18 protein-coding genes are annotated in these 21,921 nt (G+C 68.5%); 7 read left to right on the plus strand and 11 right to left on the minus strand.

The window, feature by feature from the left end; genetic code table 11:
• Window positions 1-113: 113 nt before the first annotated feature.
• The 5 genes from msrP (at window position 114) to VHB27_RS16555 (ending at window position 8,328) form a co-directional block, all read left to right on the plus strand.
• The gene (gene msrP / locus VHB27_RS16535; RefSeq protein ID WP_325602436.1) at window positions 114-1,070 is read left to right on the plus strand and encodes a protein-methionine-sulfoxide reductase catalytic subunit MsrP; all 957 of its coding nucleotides are present in this window, start codon (window positions 114-116) and stop codon (window positions 1,068-1,070) included.
• Between the two features lie 83 nt (window positions 1,071-1,153).
• A complete protein-coding gene (locus tag VHB27_RS16540; protein ID WP_325602439.1) occupies window positions 1,154-3,229 on the plus strand; it encodes a hydantoinase/oxoprolinase family protein in 2,076 nt (691 codons plus the stop codon).
• Window positions 3,230-3,451: 222 nt separating this feature from the next.
• A complete protein-coding gene (locus VHB27_RS16545; RefSeq protein WP_325602441.1) occupies window positions 3,452-4,993 on the plus strand; it encodes a peptide chain release factor 3 in 1,542 nt (513 codons plus the stop codon).
• Between the two features lie 207 nt (window positions 4,994-5,200).
• Window positions 5,201-6,781: an exopolysaccharide biosynthesis polyprenyl glycosylphosphotransferase gene (locus tag VHB27_RS16550; protein ID WP_325602443.1), complete on the plus strand. Its 1,581-nt coding sequence runs from the start codon at window positions 5,201-5,203 to the stop codon at window positions 6,779-6,781.
• A 377-nt stretch (window positions 6,782-7,158) separates the two neighbouring features.
• Window positions 7,159-8,328, plus strand: coding sequence for a cobalamin-independent methionine synthase II family protein (locus VHB27_RS16555; RefSeq protein ID WP_325602445.1), 1,170 nt, complete (start codon window positions 7,159-7,161; stop codon window positions 8,326-8,328).
• 59 nt (window positions 8,329-8,387) lie between these two features.
• Here the strand turns inward: VHB27_RS16555 and VHB27_RS16560 are convergent, their stop codons facing one another.
• The 9 genes from VHB27_RS16560 to phnG form a co-directional block, all read right to left on the minus strand.
• A complete protein-coding gene (locus tag VHB27_RS16560; protein WP_325602447.1) occupies window positions 8,388-10,946 on the minus strand; it encodes a cation-translocating P-type ATPase in 2,559 nt (852 codons plus the stop codon).
• 111 nt (window positions 10,947-11,057) lie between these two features.
• Complete coding sequence (locus VHB27_RS16565; RefSeq protein WP_325602449.1) at window positions 11,058-11,741, minus strand: DUF1045 domain-containing protein; 684 nt, start codon at window positions 11,739-11,741, stop codon at window positions 11,058-11,060.
• Window positions 11,741-12,874 (minus strand): alpha-D-ribose 1-methylphosphonate 5-triphosphate diphosphatase, encoded by a 1,134-nt coding sequence (locus VHB27_RS16570; protein ID WP_325602450.1) that lies wholly within the window; start codon window positions 12,872-12,874, stop codon window positions 11,741-11,743. Before VHB27_RS16570 ends, VHB27_RS16565 begins: the two co-directional genes overlap by 1 nt.
• 35 nt (window positions 12,875-12,909) lie before the next feature.
• The gene (phnL, locus tag VHB27_RS16575) at window positions 12,910-13,611 is read right to left on the minus strand and encodes a phosphonate C-P lyase system protein PhnL (protein ID WP_325602453.1); all 702 of its coding nucleotides are present in this window, start codon (window positions 13,609-13,611) and stop codon (window positions 12,910-12,912) included.
• A gap of 93 nt (window positions 13,612-13,704) precedes the next feature.
• Window positions 13,705-14,484: a phosphonate C-P lyase system protein PhnK gene (gene phnK / locus VHB27_RS16580; protein WP_325602455.1), complete on the minus strand. Its 780-nt coding sequence runs from the start codon at window positions 14,482-14,484 to the stop codon at window positions 13,705-13,707.
• On the minus strand, window positions 14,481-15,347 hold the full coding sequence (locus tag VHB27_RS16585) for an alpha-D-ribose 1-methylphosphonate 5-phosphate C-P-lyase PhnJ (protein ID WP_325602457.1): 867 nt from the start codon (window positions 15,345-15,347) through the stop codon (window positions 14,481-14,483). Before VHB27_RS16585 ends, phnK begins: the two co-directional genes overlap by 4 nt.
• Complete coding sequence (locus tag VHB27_RS16590) at window positions 15,344-16,450, minus strand: carbon-phosphorus lyase complex subunit PhnI (RefSeq protein ID WP_325602459.1); 1,107 nt, start codon at window positions 16,448-16,450, stop codon at window positions 15,344-15,346. Before VHB27_RS16590 ends, VHB27_RS16585 begins: the two co-directional genes overlap by 4 nt.
• 3 nt (window positions 16,451-16,453) lie before the next feature.
• A complete protein-coding gene (gene phnH, locus VHB27_RS16595) occupies window positions 16,454-17,035 on the minus strand; it encodes a phosphonate C-P lyase system protein PhnH (protein ID WP_325602461.1) in 582 nt (193 codons plus the stop codon).
• Between the two features lie 4 nt (window positions 17,036-17,039).
• The gene (gene phnG / locus VHB27_RS16600) at window positions 17,040-17,510 is read right to left on the minus strand and encodes a phosphonate C-P lyase system protein PhnG (protein ID WP_325602464.1); all 471 of its coding nucleotides are present in this window, start codon (window positions 17,508-17,510) and stop codon (window positions 17,040-17,042) included.
• 137 nt (window positions 17,511-17,647) lie between these two features.
• On the opposite strand from phnG, the gene phnF reads away from it, so the two are divergent.
• Window positions 17,648-18,382 (plus strand): phosphonate metabolism transcriptional regulator PhnF, encoded by a 735-nt coding sequence (gene phnF / locus VHB27_RS16605; protein WP_325602466.1) that lies wholly within the window; start codon window positions 17,648-17,650, stop codon window positions 18,380-18,382.
• 12 nt (window positions 18,383-18,394) lie between these two features.
• Window positions 18,395-19,534: an alpha-D-ribose 1-methylphosphonate 5-triphosphate diphosphatase gene (locus VHB27_RS16610; RefSeq protein WP_325602468.1), complete on the plus strand. Its 1,140-nt coding sequence runs from the start codon at window positions 18,395-18,397 to the stop codon at window positions 19,532-19,534.
• 128 nt (window positions 19,535-19,662) lie between these two features.
• Here the strand turns inward: VHB27_RS16610 and VHB27_RS16615 are convergent, their stop codons facing one another.
• Both VHB27_RS16615 and VHB27_RS16620 read right to left on the minus strand, forming a co-directional pair.
• Window positions 19,663-21,042 (minus strand): glycosyltransferase family 2 protein, encoded by a 1,380-nt coding sequence (locus VHB27_RS16615; RefSeq protein WP_325602470.1) that lies wholly within the window; start codon window positions 21,040-21,042, stop codon window positions 19,663-19,665.
• A 105-nt stretch (window positions 21,043-21,147) separates the two neighbouring features.
• Window positions 21,148-21,921, minus strand: coding sequence for a metallophosphoesterase (locus VHB27_RS16620; protein ID WP_325602472.1), 774 nt, complete (start codon window positions 21,919-21,921; stop codon window positions 21,148-21,150).

Below are 21,921 nucleotides of genomic sequence, written 5' to 3' on the forward strand. Positions count from 1 at the left end.
ATAAACGGATGGGATTGGCAAAATGTAACCTGGCATTTCGCCGCCCGGGTTCATATCAGGGCACACGGGTCGTTCTCCATCCGGGGACGATCGGGAACGAATGGGAGAGACAGATGCACATCGTCCGCCGGCGTGGCTGGGAAATCCCCGAGAGCCGGGTGACGCCCGAACACGTCGCGATGGGTCGCCGCGCCGGCGGCGATACCGTGACCGGACGCCGCGCGGTGCTGGCCGGGTCCGCGGCGGCGGTCCTGGCGCCCGGGCTGGCCGTCCCCCGGCGGGCGCGGGCGGACGTCGTCAAGGTGCCGCCGCCGGGACGACCGCTGACCGACGAGAAATGGGCGACGACCTACAACAATTATTACGAATTCAACGACAGCAAGTCGGTCTGGCGCGAGGCGCAGAAGCTGCCGCAACGTCCCTGGACGGTGCGCATCGAAGGCATGGTGCAGAAGCCGCAGACGATCGATATCGATACGATCCTGAAGACCATCCCGCAGGAGGAACGGATCTACCGCCATCGCTGTGTGGAGGCCTGGGCGATGACCGTCCCCTGGACGGGCTTCCAGCTCTCCGCCCTGCTGGCGCTGGCCGAACCGCTGGGCAGCGCCAAATATGTCGGGTTCCAGACCGTCGAGGACGACAAGGTGATGGACGGCCTGGGCGCGCCGTTCTACCCCTGGCCGTATACCGAAGGCCTGACGATCGCCGAGGCCGGGCACGACCTGACCTTCATGGTCACCGGGATGTACGGCAAGCCCGTGCCGCCGCAGAACGGCGGACCGCTGCGCGTCGCGCTGCCGTGGAAATACGGCTTCAAGTCGGCCAAGGCGATCGTCAAGATCACCCTGACCGACAAGCAGCCGGCGACGTTCTGGCAGCAGCTCCAATCCTCGGAATACGGGTTCTGGGCCAACGTGAACCCCGCGGTTCCCCACCCGCGCTGGAGCCAGGCGACGGAACGCCTGCTGGGTTCGGATGAGCGGGTGCCGACCCTGCTGTTCAACGGCTATGCCGAACAGGTCAGCCCGCTCTACGCCAGCCTGCAGAACGAGCCGCTGTACCGGTAGGGCAGCCCCGCGCCAACACGGTTGCCATCACCCGCCGGCCATGGGATGACTGCGCGGTTATTGCGCCGTGTGAGGTTCCCTGGATGAAGTCTGCCCGTCTGGCTGTCGATATCGGCGGCACGTTCACCGACCTGGCGCTGGAGCATGACGGCAGGCGCACCACGACGAAGGTCCTGACGACTCCCTCGGCGCCGGAACAGGGTGTCATGACAGGCGTCAAGGCGATCACCCAGGCGTCCGGCGTCGCGCCCGGCGACATCGCGCTGATCATCCACGGCACCACGCTGGCGACCAACGCGGTGATCGAGCGCAAGGGCGCCCGCACCGCGCTGATCACCACCGAGGGCTTCCGCGACGTGATCGCGATGGGCAACGAAAGTCGTTACGACCAGTACGACCTGAACATCGTGCTGCCCGAACCGCTGGTGCCGCGCCATCTGCGCCTGACGGTGCCGGAACGGCTGGACAACACCGGCAAGGTCCTGCGCCCGCTGGACGAGGCGGCGGTCCGAGCGCTGGTGCCCGTGCTGCAGCGGGAGAAGGTGGAGAGCATCGCGATCGGCCTGCTGCATGCCTTCGTCAATCCCGCGCATGAACGCCGTGTCCAGGCTTTGCTGCGGGAGGCGCTGCCGAACGTCCCGATCTCGCTGTCCTCGGACGTCTCGCCCGAGATGCGGGAGTGGGAGCGGTTCTCCACCACCGTCGCCAACGCCTATGTGCAGCCGATGATGGCGCGCTACCTCCGGCTGCTGGAAGCCGACCTGCGCAAGGCGGGTGCCACCTGCCCGCTGTTCCTGATGATGTCCGGCGGCGGGCTGACGACGATCGAGACGGCCTGCCGCTTCCCCATCCGCCTGGTCGAGAGCGGGCCGGCCGGCGGCGCGATCTTCTCGGCCCATATCGCGCGCGAATGCGGGCTGGAGAACGTGCTGTCCTTCGACATGGGCGGCACCACGGCGAAGATCTGCCTGATCGACGGCTACAAGCCGCAGACCGCCCGCACGTTCGAGGTCGCGCGCGTCGGCCGCTTCCGGAAGGGGTCCGGCCTGCCGCTGCGCATCCCGGTCATCGAGATGGTGGAGATCGGCGCCGGCGGCGGATCGCTGGCGCATGTCGACAGCATGGGCCGCATCGGCGTCGGGCCGGAGAGCGCGGGCGCCGATCCCGGGCCGGCCTGTTATGCCCATGGCGGCCGGCACCCGGCCGTCACCGACGCGAACCTCTCGCTGGGCCGCTACGATCCGACGCGCTTCGCCGGCGGATCGATCAAGCTGGATGTCGGCGCCGCGCATGACGCGCTGATGGCCGATGTCGGGGCAAAACTGGGCCTGACCGCCGAGATGGCGGCGCTGGGCGTGGTCGAGATGGTCGACGAGAACATGGCCAACGCCGCCCGCGTGCATGCGATCGAATCCGGCAAGACCTATGACGGCCGCACCCTGATCGCCTTCGGCGGCGGCGGTCCCGTGCATGCCTGCCGGGTGGCGGAGAAGGTCGGCATCTCCCGCGTGCTGGTGCCCTCCGGCGCCGGCGTGGGCAGCGCCATCGGCTTCCTGCGCGCACCCGTGGGCTATGAGGTCGTGCGCAGCCTGTACCAGCGCCTGTCGACCTTCGACGTTGCCGCCGTGAACGGCCTGCTGGACGACATGCGGCGGGAGGCCGAGGAAGCCGTCCGCCTGGGCAGCTTCGGCGCCCCGACGGTCGAAACCCGCACCGCCTATATGCGCTATGTCGGCCAGGGCCACGAGATCGCCGTCCCCCTGCCCGCCTCGGTGCTGGGCGCCGACGACGTGGCGGTGATCCGGGAGCGCTACGACGCGGAATACACGCGGCTGTTCGACCGCCCGGTGCCGGGATCGGACATCGAGATCATGAGCTACGCGGTCGTCGTCACCACGGTAGCCGAGGACATCCGCCCGGCGACGCGCGACGAAAGCCTGTTCGAGCGCGAGGCGGTGCCGGCCCGCACCCAACTGGTGCGCGACACCACGACCGGCGAGGTCGCGGAATGGGGCATCCACGACCGTTCGGCGCTGGAGCCGTGGATCACGGTCCGCGGCCCGGCGATCGTGGCGGAGGACGAGACGTCGACCCTGATCGGACCGGGCTGGTCGGCGGTGGTGAACGGGCTTGGGTACCTGGAGTTGACCCGGGATTGACGGGGCGCGCCGTCGCCGCCCGGGTGATCCCCGCCATGGCCGGGCTTGTCCCGGCCATTCATGGCTTCAGCGATATCAATGGGTTAAACCCGTGGATGACCGGCACAAGGCCGGTCGTGACGAGGGCGCAAGGGCCGGCCCTTGCCCCCGCTCGCTTTCGGCCCCCCGGGGACTGACGGAAATCCGGGTTTATCCCCAGCATCGTTCCTATATAAGCCCGCCATGCCCTCCGATCCCGCTTCCGAAATCGCCCGCCGGCGCACCTTCGCCATCATTTCCCACCCCGACGCCGGCAAGACCACGCTGACCGAACACCTGCTGCGTGCCGGTGGGGCCATCCAGCTTGCCGGCAACGTCCGCGCCAAGGGCGAACGCCGCCGCACCCGGTCCGACTGGATGGGGATCGAGCGCGACCGCGGCATCTCCGTCGTCACATCGGTCATGACCTTCGAATACCGCGACTGCGTGTTCAACCTGCTGGACACGCCGGGCCACGAGGACTTCTCGGAGGACACCTACCGCACCCTGACGGCCGTCGACTCCGCCGTCATGGTCATCGACGCCGCCAAGGGCATCGAGGCCCGGACCCGCAAGCTGTTCGAGATCTGCCGCCTGCGCGACATCCCGATCGTCACCTTCATCAACAAGATGGACCGCGAGGCCCGCGACCCGTTCGAATTGCTGGATGAGATCGCCTCCACCCTGGCGCTGGACACCACCCCCGCGACCTGGCCGATCGGCCGCGCCGCGGATTTCGCTGGGACGTACGACCTGCGCAAGCGCGACATGCATATGATCAAGGACCTGCCGCAGTCCGATCCGCGCATGCAGACCATGGCCGAGGAGATCGACCTGGCGCGCGCGGCGCTGCCCGAGTTCGACCTGGACAGCTTCAACGCCGGGCACCTGACGCCGGTTTATTTCGGCAGCGCCATCAAGGACATCGGCGTCAACGACCTGCTCGACGGGCTGGTCGAGTACGGACCCCGGCCGCGCGCGCAACCTGCCGACAAGCGGGTGATCGAGGCGACGGAGCCGGGGCTGACCGCGCTGGTGTTCAAGATCCAGGCGAACATGGACCCGAACCATCGCGACCGCATCGCCTTCGCCCGCGTCTGCTCCGGCAAGCTGGTGCGCGGCATGCGGCTGAAGCAGGTCCGTACCGGCAAGCTGATCCCGCTGCACGCGCCGCAGTTCTTCTTCGCCCGCGAACGGGAGATTGCCGATGAGGCCTTTGCCGGCGACGTGGTGGGCATCCCCAACCACGGCACGCTGCGCATCGGCGACACGCTGACCGAGGGCGAGGACATCCAGTTCACCGGCGTCCCCTATTTCGCCCCCGAAATCCTGCGTCGCGTGCGGCTGGACGACGCGATGAAAGCGAAGAAGCTGCGCCAGGCGCTGGTGGAGCTGGCCGAGGAAGGCGTGGTGCAGTTGTTCCGCCCGCAGGACGGCGCCGCGCCGCTGGTGGGCGTCGTCGGCACGCTGCAGCTCGACGTGCTGCAGGCGCGGCTCGGTGCCGAGTATGGCGTGGCGATCGGGTTCGAGACCTCGCAGTTCTCGCTGGCGCGCTGGATCTATGGCGAGAAAGCGGTGCTGGAAAAGTTCATCGCCGCCAATCGCAGCGCGATGGCGGACGACGTGGACGGCGACCCGGTGTTCCTGGCGACCTCGGCCTTCATGATGCGCCGGACCGAGGAGATGTCGCCGGGGATCACGTTCCGGGACATCAAGGATATTCGGGCGGATAAGCTGGCCGCTTAACGGGCGGTCTGGCGCTTTTCTCGCCGGCATTCCGAGCTGGAGGGGACGGCTTGGGTAGTCGTCAAGGTTCCCGGCGCGCCTGGCGCCCGCGACGCGGGCTTCCGTTCGATCTCGAGATCCCGCGCGGGAATCCGATGCTGGGAGCATGAGCAAGTTGTAGAACGCCGGTGCAGCCCACTACTATCAGGTGTGGCTTATAGGACGGCCATGACCACACGCTTGCCCCGTTCCGCCGATGTGGAAGGCACCGCCGCGCCGGCGCGCGCCGACATGGCTTCGCCGCCCGCCGCCCCTGTCGCCGGCACCGAGGCGGCCGCCGGCGACCAAGCCGGCGCGAGAAGCGATCGCCGCGGCCCGATGCGCCCGGCGGAACTGGTATCCACCCGGACGCGCCAGGAAGCCGCGTCCCTGCAGCGCATGCTGCGCGCCGTCGAGATCGGCATCATCGTGGCCGCGGCGCTAGGCGCCTCCAAGGCCTTCCACCCCGCGGGCCTGCTGAGCGCGCCCGTAGGCGCCGTTCTGCCCCTGGTGGTCGGCGTGCTCTGCCTGATCTGGGGCTTGCGCGTGGCGCGGGCGGCCAGCATCGGCCGGGTAGAGCACCTGTCGAGCGCTTTGGGACGGGTCGCCTCCGCCCTGGTCGCCAGCGGCCTGGCCGCCGGCATCCTGCTGGCCGTGCTGGAGCCATCCCCGGATGTGGTACTGTTCACGTGCATCTGGTTCGCGATCAGCGCGGCGACGGTGATCACGGCACAAGTCCTGTGGTGGCGGCGGGTCAAAGCGTGGCACGCCGCCGGCCGGCTGACCCCCAACGTCGTGGTCGTCGGCGCGACCCAGAACGCCCGCACGCTGGTCGAGCGCGCCAAGGTCAGCGGCCAGGTGGCCGTGCTGGGGATATTCGACGATCGGCTGGACCGGGCTCCCCCCGACATCGCCGGGGTGCCGGTGCTGGGCGACACCGAGGCGCTGCTGACCCACCGGATCATGCCCTATGTCGATCGGGTGGTGATCGCCGTACCGCCCCACGCCCAAGGTCGCGTGCGCCAACTGATCGAGCGGCTGCGTGTGCTTCCCAACGAAATCTATTTGTTCCTGGACTTCGAGGGCGAGGCCGCACAGTCCGCCGCCCTGTCGCGCCTGGCCGAGACCCCGATGGCGCGACTGTCCGGCGCGGGCCAGGACGAGTCGCGCTTGTTCGCCAAGCGCATGCAGGATCTGGTCGTTGCGTCCCTGGCCCTGATCCCGCTGCTTCCCGTCATGGCCCTCATCGCCGTGGCCGTGAAGCTGGACAGCCGCGGACCGGTCTTCTTCCGCCAGCGCCGCCACGGCTTGAACAACGAGGCGATCGTGGTGTGGAAGTTCCGCTCCATGCGCCATGAAGCCGCCGATCCCACCGCTGCCCGGCAGGTCGCGCGCGACGACAAGCGGGTGACCCGGGTTGGACGCATACTCCGCAAATCGAGCCTCGACGAGCTGCCGCAAATCTTCAACGTCCTGAAGGGAGAGATGTCGATCGTCGGCCCGCGCCCCCACGCCATCGGGATGCGGACGGGCGACGTCGAATCCGAAAAGCTGGTGGCGGAATACGCCTGGCGGCACCGCATGAAACCGGGCATGACCGGCTGGGCCGCCGTCTGCGGCTCGCGCGGCCCCATCCACACCGCGGAGGACGTGCGCCGCCGCGTGGAGCTCGACGTCGAATATATCGAGCGCCAGTCGGTGTGGTTCGATCTTTACATCATCGTCATGACGCTTCCCTGCCTGCTGGGCGACAGCGAAGCGATACGCTGATGCACGCCGGTTTCGCCTGTTCGACTTGCACCGGGAGCCACCGATCAGGACCTTTGTCCGTGCGCACCAGGCCGGACCGATCTCCGGTGGTTTCGATCGTAACCTTAACCCGTGAACTGAGTCTATGGGAGAAGGCGGTGCTGGAGAAGTCCATCGCCGCCGACCGCCAAGCCTATCCATAGCCGAGGTCGAGCACGCGGTCGCCGCGGGTCAGGCTGCAAGGGCATCGGTCTTCCTTGAAACGACATCCGGCTGTCTTCGGCTGCTCCCGCATTGTCCGTGCGCCCGTCCTGATTTGACAACCGGTCCAGGTGGTAGAAAGCATCGGTGGCAACAAGGCCTCCTGAAAGGCACAACGCGGAAAGGGAGAAAGCGCCATGCTGAAGACCACCGGCAACCTGGTCCTGCCGACCGCCATCACCGGCTCCTACCCACGGCCGCTTTGGTTCGACATGAGCCTGTCCGGCCGGTCGTTCAAAGCCGCGCTGGGGGAATCCCTGTTCCGCGAGCAATACCTCGATGCCGTTGCCGCCATCATCAACGCCCAGGAATCCGCCGGCCTGGACATCGTGACCGATGGCGACACCCGGTTCGACCTCGCGGTCGGCGGCAAGTCCTGGTTCTTCTATCCGATCGAGCGGCTGGGCGGCATCAGCGGCCATCGCGACACCTCCCGCGGCTGGATGGGCCGGCACGATTTGCGCCCCGGCAAGATCCTGTGGGAGGTGCAGGAGGCCTACCAGCCCAGCATCGTCGCCGACAAGCTGACGCGCGGCCCGTGGGAATACACCGCGCTGTGGCAGGTCGCCCAGCGCCTGACCGACCGGCCCGTGAAGTTCGGCGCCATCTGCGCCCCTGCCCTGGCCAGCATGCTTTGGAACGAGTTCTATCCCGACGACAAGGCGATGATCCTCGACCTCTGCGACATCATGAATGCAGAGCTGCGCGAGCTTGCCGCCGCCGGATGCCCGCTGATCCAGGTCGAGGAACCGCCGCATCACGGCCGGTCCCTGCAACCGGCCACCACCGACGCCGACCTGGAGTTCCTGACCGAGGCATTCAACCGCCAACTCGTCGGCGTGGATGCCGAGATTTGGGTCCATACCTGCTGGGGCAACCCGAACCAGCAGCGCGTGTACTGGGAGGTGCCGAGCTACGAACGGGCGATGCCGCATCTTTTGCAACTGAACGCCGATGTCATCACGTTCGAATGCGCCAGCAGCGATGGCCGCGACCTTGCGCTGTTCGGGAAATACAAGACCGACAAGAAGATCGGCATCGGCGTCGTCAACCACTGCAACACGGTGGTCGAGCCGCCCGAATACGTCGCCAACCTGATCCGCCGCGCGCTGGAGTTCATCCCGCCCGAGCGGCTGGTGATCACGACGGATTGCGGGTTCGGGCGCGAGGGGCTGAGCCGGCGGATCGCATACTATAAGTGCGTCTCGCTGGTCGAAGGCACCAATATCGTCAGGCGGGAACTAGGACTTCCCGAAGCTCGGGTACGGGCATCCGATCCCGCTTTGTATTTTGGCAAACGAAACTAACCTGGTCTCGACCGCGTGATCGGCCGCGGTCACCGGTTGCTATCGCAACGAGATTGGCGTCAGGCAATCAGCCGCGCACGCCAAAGGCGCTTGAGCAGCTCCAGCACGACCACGACGCCGAGGACCACCGCGGCGACCAGGGTCAAGTCGTCCGTGTGGAGAATGCCGAACCGGAACAGGTCCCGCGCCAACGGGATGGCGAGGACCGCCGCCAGGATCGAAACCGTGACCGATACGATCCATGCGAGGGCGACGTTGCGGCGTCCGAGCAGGTCGCGCGCCGAGGTGCCGAAGTTGCGGTTGACCAGGACGAGGCCGAGATTGACCAATACCAACGAAACGAACGTGAGCGCCCTGGCATCGTCCTCCGGCAACCCGTCGCGCAAGGCGATCGTATACAGCGCGGCGAGCGCGGCGAAGGCGATCGTGCCTTGCACCAGGCTCCATACCAGGAGCGCGCGCGAGAACAACGGGCTGTTGGCGGCACGCGGAGGCCGCCGCATGATGTCGGACTCCTCGGTTTCGGCCTCGAAGACCAGGGAGCAGACCGGGTCGATCACCATTTCCAGGAACGCGATATGGATCGGACCCAAAATCAGCGGCATGCCCGTCACGAGCGGAAGCAGCGCGAGACCCGCGACCGGGACGTGGATCGCGACGATATAGGCCATTGCCTTGCGCAGATTGTCGTAGATGCGCCGGCCCAACCGGATCGTGCGGACGATCGATCCGAAATCGTCGTCGAGCAGGACCAGCGAAGCCGCCTCGCGCGCAACATCGGTTCCTCGCCCGCCCATCGCGATGCCGATATCCGCCGCTTTCAGCGACGGCGCGTCGTTCACGCCGTCCCCCGTCATGGCGACCAGGTGCCCCGTCGCCTGCAACGCCCGGACGATGCGCAGCTTCTGCGCGGGTGCGATCCGCGCGAACACGCCGACCGTCCGAACGGCCTCGGTCAACCGGGCGTCGTCCATCTGCGCGATCGTCGCGCCATCCAGGATCGAGCCGGCATCGAGCCCGGCCTGGCGGGCGATGGCACGGGCCGTGACCGGATAGTCGCCGGTGATCATCGCCACGCGGATACCGGCGGTGCGACAATCGGCGATGGCCGCGGGCACCGTCCCGCGCAAGGGGTCAGCGAGGCCCACGAGACCAAGCAGCCGAAAGGGAAACGCCGACGGGTCATCGGGCAACGTCCCGCTCCAATCCGCTTCCGCGACGCCAAGCACGCGCATGCCGTCCTCGCCGAACCGGTCGGCCGCGCGCATCATGCGGTCGCGATCCGGCGGATCCAGGCGGCACAAGCGGGCAATGGCCTCGGGCGCCCCCTTGGCGGCGATCCGGGCGTCATTCGTGCCCGGCCGGAGCCAGGCTTGGGTCACGGCGAACAGGTCGGGCCGCAGTCCGTAGACGCGTTCCAGGGCAAGGTCCGGCGCGGCCTCGTTCAACGAATGGGCCAGCGTGTGCATGGCCTGGTCCATCGGATCGTAAGCGATCGGCGCGCTGGCCAGGGCCGCGGTCGCCACCAGCGGCCGGAACGGCGGCGGGATCGCCGTCCCCTCGCCGACGGCCAGCGTCTCGTCCCCCGCCTGGAGGGCCGAGACCCTCATGCGGTTCTCGGTGAGCGTCCCGGTCTTGTCGGTGCACAGCGCCGTCGCTTCGCCGAGGGCCTCGATCGCAGAGGCGCGGCGGGTCAGCACGCGGGCCTGCGACATGCGCCAGGCGCCCATGACCATGAACACCGTCAGCACGAGGGGGAATTCCTCGGGCAGCATCGACATGCCCAGGGCGATCCCGGCCAACAGGGCGTTGAGCCATGAGCCGCGGAACAATCCGAACAAAATGACCACCGCGAGACAGCAGGCCAACCCGCCGACCGCCGCGATGCGCACGATGCGCGCGGTCTGGCGGGTCAGGTTGGCCGGAGCGGGTTCGATGGCCTGGAGCGCCTCGCCGATGCGCCCGATCTCGCTGCGAGACCCGGTGGCGCGGACTTCGGCGGTGCCTTGGCCGCGCACCACCAGCGTGCCCGACCAGACATAGGGGGAATCGTCGCCGCCAGGTTTCGTGTCGGCCGTGGAACCGGAGTCCAGGGGGCATTTGCGCACCGGGACCGACTCGCCGGTCAGCAGCGATTCATCGGTTTGCAGTTCGGAGGTCTCGAGCAGCACCGCATCCGCCGGAACGCGATCGCCTTCCGCCAGATGGACGATGTCGCCGCATACGACGTCCCGACCGGCGATCCGCACCCGTTTGCCGTCGCGAACGACCATGGCGCGCGGGCTCGTCAGGTCCCGCAGCGCTTCCAGGATCCGCTCGCTGCGCGCTTCCTGGATGACGGTGATCGCCACGGACAAAGACGCGAACGCCAGAAGCAACAGCGCTTCCAGCCGATCTCCCAGCATGAAATAGATCACGCCGGCCCCAAGCAGCAGGGCGAACATCGGTTCGGCCAGCACGTCCCGCACGATGGCCGGGAGCCGCCGCGTGCCCGCGTGCGGCAACGCGTTGGGTCCGTCTCGCCTAAGCCGTTCCGCGGCCTCCGCCTGGGTCAGTCCGGACAGCGGTGTCGTTTCGCCTGGCGTGGCGCCGGGCTGTGTTCGCGCGGTCTGGGACATTCGCATTCTCCGCCTGCCGGCGACGCGCCGGACATCAGCGTGTAGCGCAACGCCCTTGTGCCGCGTTGATCCGCCGCAAATGGATCACGCCAGGCTGACGCCGCGCGGACATCAGGCCTCGCCGCCGCGCAGCCGGACCCGTTCGGCCAGGGTGAAGGCGGCGCCCGTCTCCGCCTGGGTGAACACGCAGATGTCCCGCACCCGCCGCGGCTGCGCCAGGGCCGGCGCGAACCACGCTTCGGCCGCCGGCGCCAGCCGCGCCTTTTCCTCGGCCGACAGGCGACGGGTCAGGGTCATGTGGAAGAACCACGTCCCGAACACGTACGGATAGCCCCAGCGCAGCAGCATCGCGTCCTGCTCCGCCGACAGGCTGGCCTTGCGGCGGCGCGCCAGTTCCTCGGCGGGTGGCGGGGCGCGGAAAGCGTCCAATTCGGCGACGCAGGCATCCGCCAGCGCCTGCAGCGGCGCCGAAGCCTCCGTTTCCCGCAGCGCGAGGAAGCCATGCAGGTCCCGCACCGCCAGCGGCGGCAGGTCGAACGGTGCGATCCGCGCCGCCATCGCTCGGACGGCGGCCATCAGGTCGCGCCAGTCGGTGCCTTCGACCAGGCGCATCGGCGGCTTCAGCGTGGCGTGGAAGCCGTAAAGGCGCGGTTCGGCGGTGACTTCGGCGATGCCGTCGATATCGGGCTGGCGGACCGGCGCGTTGGTGACCGGGTCTCGGCCCAGCCAGGCGCTGCTGAGCCTCGCCAGGGCGTCGTCGGCCGCCGGCGCGTAGTAGATCGCGACGCGGGCCATCAGATCACCCGCTCCCCCGCACGCCAGACCTGGCGGACGACGGGCAGGCCCTCGTGGACCCGGATGCGCGCCAGGTCGGCGCGCATGCCGGCCTGCAGGCGGCCCCGGTCCGGCAGGCCCGCCATCTGTGCCGGATGGTCCGATACCATCGCCACCGCCGCCGGCAGCGGGATGTCGTCGGCGCAGCGGAACGCCGCCTCCACCAAGCTGGTCGGCACGTAGTCGGACGCGAAGGCATCCACCGCGCCGGCTGCCAGCAGGTCGCGCGCGGCGACGTTGCCGGAATGCGAGCCGCCGCGGACGATGTTCGGCGCGCCGGCGATCACCCGCATGCCGGCCTGCTTCGCGGCCTGCGCCGCTTCCATCGTCACCGGGAATTCGCTGATGCGGATGCCGTCGGCCAGGTTCTCGGCGATCTCCTCCGCGGTCCGGTCGTCATGGCTGGCGAGCACGATCGGCAGGCCGCGGACGCGGTCCAGCAGCGCGGTGCGGTTGGGGGTGCGCCATTTCTCCCGATGCGCCTGCATTTCCCGGATGCGCCGGTCGATCGCGGCGTCGTCGTGGCCGTCCTTGCGGCGCAGCTTCCGATAGTGGTCCAGGTCGGCGTACTGCCCGACGCCGGGACTGTGGTCCATCAGGCTGATCATGCGGACCAGCTTGTGGTCGGCCACCGGCTCCAGCAGCGTCAGCACGTCGACCGCCGGCACCTCGCACCGCAGGTGCAGGAAATGATCGGCCTTCAGCAGCCCCGTGCCGTTCAGCGCGTCGAGGTCGGTCACGCCGTCGCGGAAGGTCTGGATCCGGTCCTTGTCGAAGCCCAGATCGCCCAGGCAGAGCGCGTCCAGCACGGTGGTGACGCCGGCGGCGGCGCATTGCGCGTCGTGCGCGACCATGGCCGAGCGCGAGGGCCAGCGCGCCATGCTGCGCGGCTGGACCTGTCGCTCCAGGTTGTCGGTGTGCACGTCGACCACGCCGGGCATCAGCGTGTCGCCGTCCAGGTCGACCGCGCCGGCCGCCCGGGACCGGCCTGGCTGGACCTCGGCGATGGCGCCGTCGCACAGGACGATGGTGCCGAGCAGAGTCTCCGCGGGCAGGACCAGCACCGCGTTCGTCAAAATCGTCGTCTGGGTCATCAAATGCCCCTGGAAACGTCCCTGGCGGCGCGGTGTCAGGCGGCGGAGGCGACCGCGTCCTGATACGGCGTCATGGTGAACAGGCGGTCGGCGATCGCGTCGCGGACATCGGCGTCGTGGCAGATCGCCACGATCGCCGTCCCGCGCGCTTTCGCATCCCGCACCATGCCTATCACGACCGCTCGGTTGTCCGCATCCAAAGAAGCGGTGGGTTCGTCGAGCAAAAGAATGGGATGACCGGCGATGAAGCCGCGCGCGAGGTTCACGCGCTGCTGCTCGCCGCCCGAGAACGTCGCCGGCGGGATGCCGTGCAGCCGGGCGGGGATGTTGAGCTGCAGCAGCAGCGCCCGCGCGCGGTCCCGGGCTTCGTCCTGGCCGACGCCACGGATCACCAGCGGTTCGGCGGCCACGTCCAGGGCCGAGACGCGGGGGACGACGCGCAGGAACTGGCTGACATAGCCCAGCGTCTCATGCCGGACGTCCAGGATGGCGCGCGGATCGGCGCTGGCGATGTCGACCATCCGGCCGCGATGGCGGACCAGGATCTGGCCGGCGGCGGCGCGGTAGTTGCCGTAGAGGCTGCGCAGCAGCGTCGACTTCCCCGCGCCGGAGGGGCCGGAGAGCACGACGCATTCCCCGGCGTTGACGGTAAGGTCGATGTCGGAGAGTACGGGCATGGTCAGGCCGCCCCGCAGATGCAGGGTGAAGGTCTTGGCGAGACCGATGGTTTGCAGCATGGCGGTCACAGCGGCAGCCTTCCGGCGTCGGTTGCGTGCGGCGTGCTCATGCTTCCTCTCCCGTCGTGTCGGCGCACCTGGCGGCCTGTTCGCCTACGCATTCAACACCGAACTGACCAGCAGTTGCGTATACGGATGCTGCGGATCGTCCAGCACCTGGTCGGTCAGCCCCGTTTCCACGATCCGTCCGCGCTGCATCACCGCGATCCGGTGGGCCAGCAGCCGCGCCACCGCGATGTCGTGCGTCACCAGCACCACCGCGATCCGCAGCCGCGCGACCAGCGAGCGGATCAGGTCCAGCAGCCGCGCCTGCACGGACACATCCAGCCCGCCCGTCGGTTCGTCCATGAACACCAGGCGCGGATGCGTCACCAGCGTCCGCGCGATCTGCAAGCGCTGTTGCATGCCGCCCGAAAAGGTCCGGGGCAGGTCGTCGATCCGGTTCGCGTCGATCTCCACCTGCGCCAGCCAGTCCAGCGCCGCGGCGCGGATGTCGCCGTAGTGCCTGGCGCCCTGAGCCATCAGGCGCTCACCGACATTGCCGCCGGCGGAGACGGTCATGCGCAGGTTCTGCCTGGGGTCCTGGTGCACGAACCCCCAGTCGGAGCGGTGCAGCGTGCGCAGGGCCGGCGCCGGCATGGCATGCACGTCGTGCAGGTGCCCCGCCGGATCGCGGTACCAGACCGTCCCCGCATCCGGCGCCAGCCGTCCGGACAGCACGTTCAGCAGCGTGGTCTTGCCCGATCCGGATTCGCCCACGATCGCGAGCATCTCGCCCGGCCACAAATCCATCTGCACATCCGCCAGCGCGGCGATCGCGCCGAAGGTCAGGTTCAGGCCACGGGCCGAGATCAGGGTCGGTTCGTCGCTCATTCCGCTGCCTCCCGCAGCCCATCCGCGCCGACATGGCCCTCGGCACGGCGGCTGGCGCAGTGATCGGTGTCGGAGCAGACGAACAGCCGCCCGCCGCGATCGTCGGTGACGACCTCATCCAGGTACGAGTCCGTCGCCCCGCACAGGCCGCAGGCATGCGGCGCGTTGATGGCGCGGAACGGGTGGTCCTCGAAGTCCAGCGACTTCACCCGCGTCCAGGGCGGGATGGCATAGATGCGCTTCTCCCGTCCCGCGCCGAACAACTGCAGCGCCGGCATCATGTCCATCTTCGGATTGTCGAAGGCCGGGATCGGGCTGGGCGACATCAGGTAACGCTCGTTCACCATCACCGGATAGTCGTAGCTGATGGAGATCTGCCCATAGCGGGCGATGTCCTCATACAGTTTCACATGCATCAATCCGTAATCCGCCAGGCCGTGCATGCGCCGCGTCTCCACACGGCTTGGTTCCAGACGGAACAAAGGTTCCGGCTGCGGCACCTGGTAGACGATGATCTGATCGGCACGAAGGGCCTTCTCGGGGATACGGTGGCGGGTCTGGATGACCGTCGCCTCCCCGGTCTCGGTCGTCGTCTTCACCCCGGCCGTCTTGGCGAAGAAGCGGCGGATCGACACGGCGTTGGTCGTGTCGTCGGCCCCCTGGTCGATCACCTTCAGCACGTCGTTCGGTCCCAGGATGGACGCCGTCACCTGGATGCCGCCGGTGCCCCAGCCATAGGGCAGCGGCATCTCGCGGGAGCCGAACGGCACCTGGTGGCCGGGGATCGCCACCGCCTTCAGCAGGCCGCGGCGGATCATCCGCTTCGTCTGCTCGTCCAGATAGGCGAAATTGTAACCTTTCATTCGGCGGCCTCCGCCAGGTCCGATTCCGCGGCCTTCGCGGACCGCATGCGCCGGACGTTCTGCAACTCGCTCTGGAAGTCGACGTAATGCGGCAGCTTCAGATGCTCGACGAAGCCGGTCGCCTCGATGTTGTCCGAGTGGTACAGCACGAACTCGACGTTCTGCGCCGGCGCGGTGACGTCCTCGCCCAATTCCTGCGCCCGCATCGCGCGGTCGACCAAGGCCATCGACATCGCCTTGCGCTCGCCGAAGCCGAACACCAGGCCATAGCCCCGCGTGAACTGCGGCGGGACGGTCTTCGAGCCTTTGAACTGGTTGACCATCTGGCACTCGGTCACCACCAGGTCGCCGATATCGATGGCGAAACCAAGCTCCGCCGGTTCGATTTCAACCGAAACCTCTCCCATGCGGATCTCGCCGGCGAACGGATGCGACCCGCCATAACCGCGCTGGGTGGAATAGCCGAGGCCCAGCAGGAACCCTTCATCCCCCCGCGCCAGGGCTTGCAGCCGAGCATCGCGGCCGGCGGGGAAACGCAGCGGCTCACGCGTCAGGTCGACCGGCTCGTCCCCATCGACCGCCCCGTCGGCCGCCCCATCGCCTTCCAGCAGCCCCTCCTGCCCCAGGATGTCCGGCACCCGCGCCATCGGCCGGTGTTCGGCCGGCGGCACAGCGCGGGGCGGCGGCGGAGCGTCGTCCAGCAGCGAGAAATCCAGCAGCCGATGCGTGTAATCGTAGGTCGGCCCCAGCACCTGCCCGCCCGGCAGGTCCTTGAAGATCGCCGAAACCCGCCGCTCGACCCGCATCGCCGCGGTCTCGACCGGCCGCGCGTAGGCGAAGCGCGGCAAGGTGGTGCGATAGGCGCGCAGCAGGAAGGCGGCCTCGATCAGGTCGCCTTGCGCCTGCTTGACGGCCAGCGCTCCCAGTTCCCGGTCATAGAGCGATCCCTCCGCCATCGCGCGGTCCACCGCACGGCCAAGCTGGGTCTCGATCTGGCGGACGGAGACCGCTTGCGTGGCGGCGTCGCCGCGGCGTTCCTCGTGCAGCCAGGCATGCGCGTTGTCGATCGCGCGCTCCCCGCCTTTGACGGCGACATAAGCCATGGCTCAGACCTCCTCGATGCTGACGCTGCGCGGCAGGGCCGCCAGGCGGTCGCCGCTGCACAGGACCAGGTCGACGCCGCGCGGGAACAGGCGGTGGTTGTCCCGCCAGAGCGCGGCGAAATCCGCCGGCAGCCCATCGACGGCGATGGTTTCCGGCACGCGAAGGCCCGGACCCGCCAGGCGGTAGCGCCGCCCGCCGTCCAGGCTGGCGACTTGCAGGATCACCGTGGCCGACGCCTCAGGCGCCTCGTCCGACCCGCCGGGCAGCGCGGCCAGGTCCGGCAGTGTCAGCGCCAGGGCGAACGCGCACTGCGCCATCTCTGCCACACGCGGCGCGCCGGTGTGGAAGGCGATCCAGGGTGCGGCGGCCGCGGCGGACGGGTCGATCCACACCCGCGTTTCGTGGTCCACCAGCGTCAGCAGCGCGGCGGCGGCGGCCTGGTTCAGCGGCGCGGGCGGCGACAGCGGCGCGACCGCATGCGCCGCGCCGGGATGCGCCATCGCGTCCAACAGCGCACGGAACGTCACCTGCGCGTCGATGACCGGCGCGGCGAAACCGGGAGACAGGGTTGAAGAGTCCATCATGCGCTCAGGTCCGCATCGTCTGCATGGCGAAGAACTGCACCGACGTCGCCTCCGCCTTCCCGGCCCGCTCCGCTTGGCGGGCCTTCTGCCGGGCTTCCAGGGGCGCGATGATCTGGGCATCCAGCGCCGGGGACCGGTCGGCGTCCTGCATCATCGCGTCGACCAGCGCGGCCAGTTCCGCCACCGTTCCGTCGCGGCCGGCGACATAGGCGTGGCCGACCTGCCCGGCATCGGTGCGCACCGTGCAGCGGGTAACGGTCATCTCACCCAGGTTGAACGGAGCGCCCCCGCCGCCGGCGCGGCCGCGGACCATCACCAGCCCGCCTTCGGGGCCGCGCAGCACGGTATAGGCGGGCGGGCCGGCAGCGCGAACGAGCGCCCCCAGTTCCGCGGCGGTCGCCCTGGCCAGCACGGCCATCCAGCGGCGGCGCGCGGGATCGGGATGGCTGTCGGGGGACGCTTGGTTCGGGCCCATGGACACCGGTTTCTTTGCCTTGGCTGATCTAATTGTCTAGACGACTAGACTCAGCTCGGGCTATGCGTCAACCATGATGTGGCGGAACGAGGCCGCTGGTGGATGAAAGATCGATGAACGCGCCGCACGATATGGATATGCCACCCAATGATCCGGTCTACCGGGAGTCCGGTATAGCCCTGTGGCGCCAGATCGCCGGCCGGCTGAAGGAGGAGATCGCCACCGGCGCCCGCCCCCCCGGCAGCCAGCTCCCGACCGAGGCGCTGCTGTCGGCCCGTTTCGGGGTCAACCGCCACACCGTCCGCCGCGCGCTGGAGGAACTGAACCGCGACGGCCTGGTCCGGGTCGAGCAGGGCCGCGGCAGCTTCGTCGCCGAGGACGTGCTGGACTACACGGTCGAGGCGCGCACCCGGTTCTCGGAATGGATCCGCCGCCACAACAAGGAACCTTCCGGCCGGATCCGCCAGCTTCGCGCCCTGGCCGCCGATCACCATGTCGCCAACCGCCTGGGCATCCGCACCGGCAGCCGCGTGGTGATGATGGAACGCCTGGGCTTCGCCGACGACAAGCCCGTCAGCCTGACGCAGCATTATTTCGCCGCCGCGCGCCTGAAGGGGATCCTGGAGGCGCTGCAGTCCAGCGCCGGCATCACCGAGGCCCTGAAGAAAGTCGGCATCGACGACTATCTGCGCCAGCAGACCCGCGTCACCGCCCGCCTGCCCACCCCGACCGAGGCGGACTTGCTGCGCACCGCCCGCTCCCGCCCCGTGCTGGTGTGCGAGAACATCAACGTCGACCGCAGCGGCGCCATCGTCGAATTCGCCAGCGGCTGCTATCCGACGCCCCGCGTGCAGATCGTCTTCGAACCATAGGGACACTGATTGATGACGGACATGCGTATCGCCGGCGGGACCGTGCTGCTTGGCGCCGATGGCTTGGTGGCGACGGACATCACGATCCGCGAGGGCATGATCGACGCGCTGGACGGCGGCGGTTCGGGCCTGACCCTGGATGCCGCGGGACTTCTGGTGCTGCCGGGCATCGTCGACCTGCACGGCGATGCGTTCGAGCGTCAGATGCAGCCTCGGCCGGGCGTCAACTTCCCGGTCCCCCTGGCGCTGGCGGACACCGAGGCGCAACTGCTCGCCAACGGTATCACCACGGCCTATCACGGCGTCACCCTGTCCTGGGAACCCGGCCTGCGCAGCGCCACGGCCTGGCGAGCGCTGCTGGACGCGCTGGATGCGGGGCGCTGGACCTGCGACATGCGCGTCCACCTGCGCTGGGAAGCCTACAACCTCGATGCGCTGGACATGGCGCTGGGCGACATGGAGGCCGGGCGGGTGCACCTGCTGGCGTTCAACGACCACACGCCGTCGATCCTGCGGAAGCTGGACGACCCGATCGAAGGCGCGAAATACGCCGGCCGTGCCGGGATGAAGATGCCGGCGTTCCAGGCGCTGGCCGACCGGATCGCCGCGCGCGCCGGCGAAGTCCCTGCGGCGCAGCAGCGAATCGCCGCCGCGGCCCGCGCCGCGGGCATGCCGATGGCCAGCCACGACGACGACACGATCGAGGCACGCACCCATTTCCGCTCCCTCGGCGCTCGGATCTGCGAGTTCCCGATGGCCGAGACGGTGGGCCGCGAGGCGGTGCGGCAGGGCGACAACGTCATCATGGGCAGCCCCAACGTGGTGCGGGGCGGCTCGCACCTGGGTTGGGCCTCGGCGGCCGTGATGGCCGAGGCGGGGGTCTGCACCGTGCTGACCTCGGATTACTACTATCCCGCGATGGCGCAGGCAGCGTTCATCCTGGCCGAACGGGGGGTGTTCGACCTTGCGCGGGCCTGGACCCTGATCTCGGAGAACCCTGCGCGGGCCGCCGGGCTGACGGATCGCGGGACGATCGCGGTGGGGAAGCGGGCCGACCTGGTGCTGATCGACCCCGGCACGCGCCGCATCGCCGCAACGGTGGCGGGCGGGCGGATCGCGCATCTGTCCGCGGGCGCGCGCCTGGCGGGATGACGCCGGGCGGCGTTGACCGTCGCCCGTCTCGCCATGGCCAGCCTTGACGGGGGTCAAGGCCGACACGGCTCACCATGGGCGCAACGGCCGGGTGGACTGTCTTTCCACCGGGCCCGACTGCGCGCCGATCATGCCTGTTTCCCGTAGACCTCCACTTCATCGAGATGAAGATAGTTGGTGTCGGCCAAGCCAATGCGAATGAAACGAAAGGGGCGGTCCTGCTCGACCTTGACCACCAGTGGCAGGCGATCGGCGCCGAACGGCTCATCGCTGGACCGGTCCAGCAACAAGGTCCAAAAGGACGTATCGGTTCCGGCCCCGGCCCAGACCTGAAGGTGGGCTGCCCGGTGCAGGACCGCCGGATCGTCCATCCGGTTGTAGATATGGATTTCCCGAATCCGATGGAGCCACAGCAGGTCCACGCACCACCACGGTTGCGGTTCCAACGCGGTGTGAAACCCGTATGTGCCGGTACGGAAGCCGCTATTGGCCCCGTCCATGGTCCGGCTTTTCGCCGGTTCGGGATGGCCTTGCGGATCGTAGACCGAGCTTTGAAAGGTCGGTTTGCGGACGGCGACGTTGTCGAGCGGCGGGGCACCCGACGCCGGCTGCAGGCTGGGCCGGTTGACGGCGGCCGTGCAACGCCACCAGAACTCCGCCAGATAGGTGTCATAGACGGCATTGTTCGCTTTCAGGATCGTCCTGTAGCCGCCGCTGTCGTACAGGTCCCGCATCGTATCCCCATTCGGAAATCCTCCGCGTTGCCATCGCCGCAAGAAATCGGTTTCCGAGCGGAATTGAAAATGCGCGACATACGCTCGTGCGATGGCTGCCTCGCTGAAGCCCGGGCGCTTGACGAACGGCGCGGCCATTTCGGGAAAATTCTTGGCATAACCGTCCATGGGCGTCAGCAGCACGTCGGCGCAGCGCACGTCGGGGAGATGGTAGTTGTCCAGGAAATGATGGAAGGACCCTTGCCCGGCCTCATACCCCCGACGGATGGCATGATGATCCAGCACCGCCGATCGGCAGATATGCTTGGTATGGGGGTCCAAGCGTTCCGCCCGCCGGGGATAAGAGATCAGGGTCGACCCCGTCGCACGTTCCCGGCGTCCGCAATTGCCGTATGGCAGCCAATGAAAATACAAGCTGTCGACGCTTTGCGTGTAGTCACGCATGAAAGCGTCGATGTTGTTGACGCCTTTCAGGACCAGGAACTCGTCGATGTCCAGGAAGGAAAACCATTCGGTTTCGGATTTGAAGTTCTCCAGGAAATGCAGGTAGATCTGCATCTGCTGACCGACGGCCGGCCAATGGCGGAACGTCATGAGGGGATTTGGCCCGATGACCCACGGCATCACCGCCCGAAGCAGCGCCTCGGGGTCGTCGTCGTTGGAATAGAGGTAGATGTGCTCGAAACCGATCGCATAGTGGTAGGCGGCCCATTCCTGGATGGCCATCTCCTCCCACCGCGCGCAAGCAACCAGGGCGTATCGGTATCGGGGCATGGACCTGTCCTGAGAGCAGAGAGATCGGCGATGCGCCGAAACGCTCGCCCTGGCTGCCTCTATCATGCCACCGGCCGTGCCCGAGCGCGACGGGGACGTATCCGCTCAGTCCAGGTCGATCCACGACAGGTGCCCGCCCTTCCCGGCCCCCGTGTCCAGGAACACCGCCAGCCCGCCCAGCGCCCCGTGCCGCAGGTACGGCCGGCCGTCCTGGCTGCGGCAGTCATGGCCGCAATACACCGTCAGCCCCGCCGGGATCCGGTCCACCCAGCGCAGGCTCCGTTCGGGATAGCCATCCGTCTGTATCCGCCCTGTCGGCTCCCCGTATAAGGCCCGAGCCATGGGTCCCTGAGGCCGGCCGACGACCGGCGACGGGGGTTGCTCCAGCATCGCCGTGTGGAAGCCGCCATGCACGAACAGCGCATTGCCGTGCCGCACCCAGGCCGGTGCCCGCGCGATCAGCCGCAGCGCTCGGGCCTTCAACGCGTCGTCCATCTGGCCGATCGTCGCCTGCACGGCCGCATCCGACCGCACATGCTGCCCGCGCAGCACCCGCGCGAGCTTCAGCTCGTGATTGCCCAGCACGAACAGCCCGCGCCCAGCCTCCACGAGGTCGAACATCATCCGCATCGTCGCGGCACTGTCGCGCCCGTGGTCCATCAGGTCGCCAAGCTGCACGATGAACCGGTCGGTCGCCGTGGCGTAGGAAAACCCGTTGATGTCGCCATGCACGTCGCCCACGACCCGGATCGGGGTGTTCGGCGGGATGGCCGGCACAAGGGTTTGCTGATCGAAGGTGCCGGCGGCCGCGGCGCCGCTGGAGGTCAGGGTCCTGTCTATCGCGTCGGCCGAAGCCGCGCCGGGAGGGGTCGCGTCCAT

Source organism: Rhodopila sp. (assembly GCF_035548235.1).
Taxonomy (GTDB): domain Bacteria; phylum Pseudomonadota; class Alphaproteobacteria; order Acetobacterales; family Acetobacteraceae; genus Rhodopila.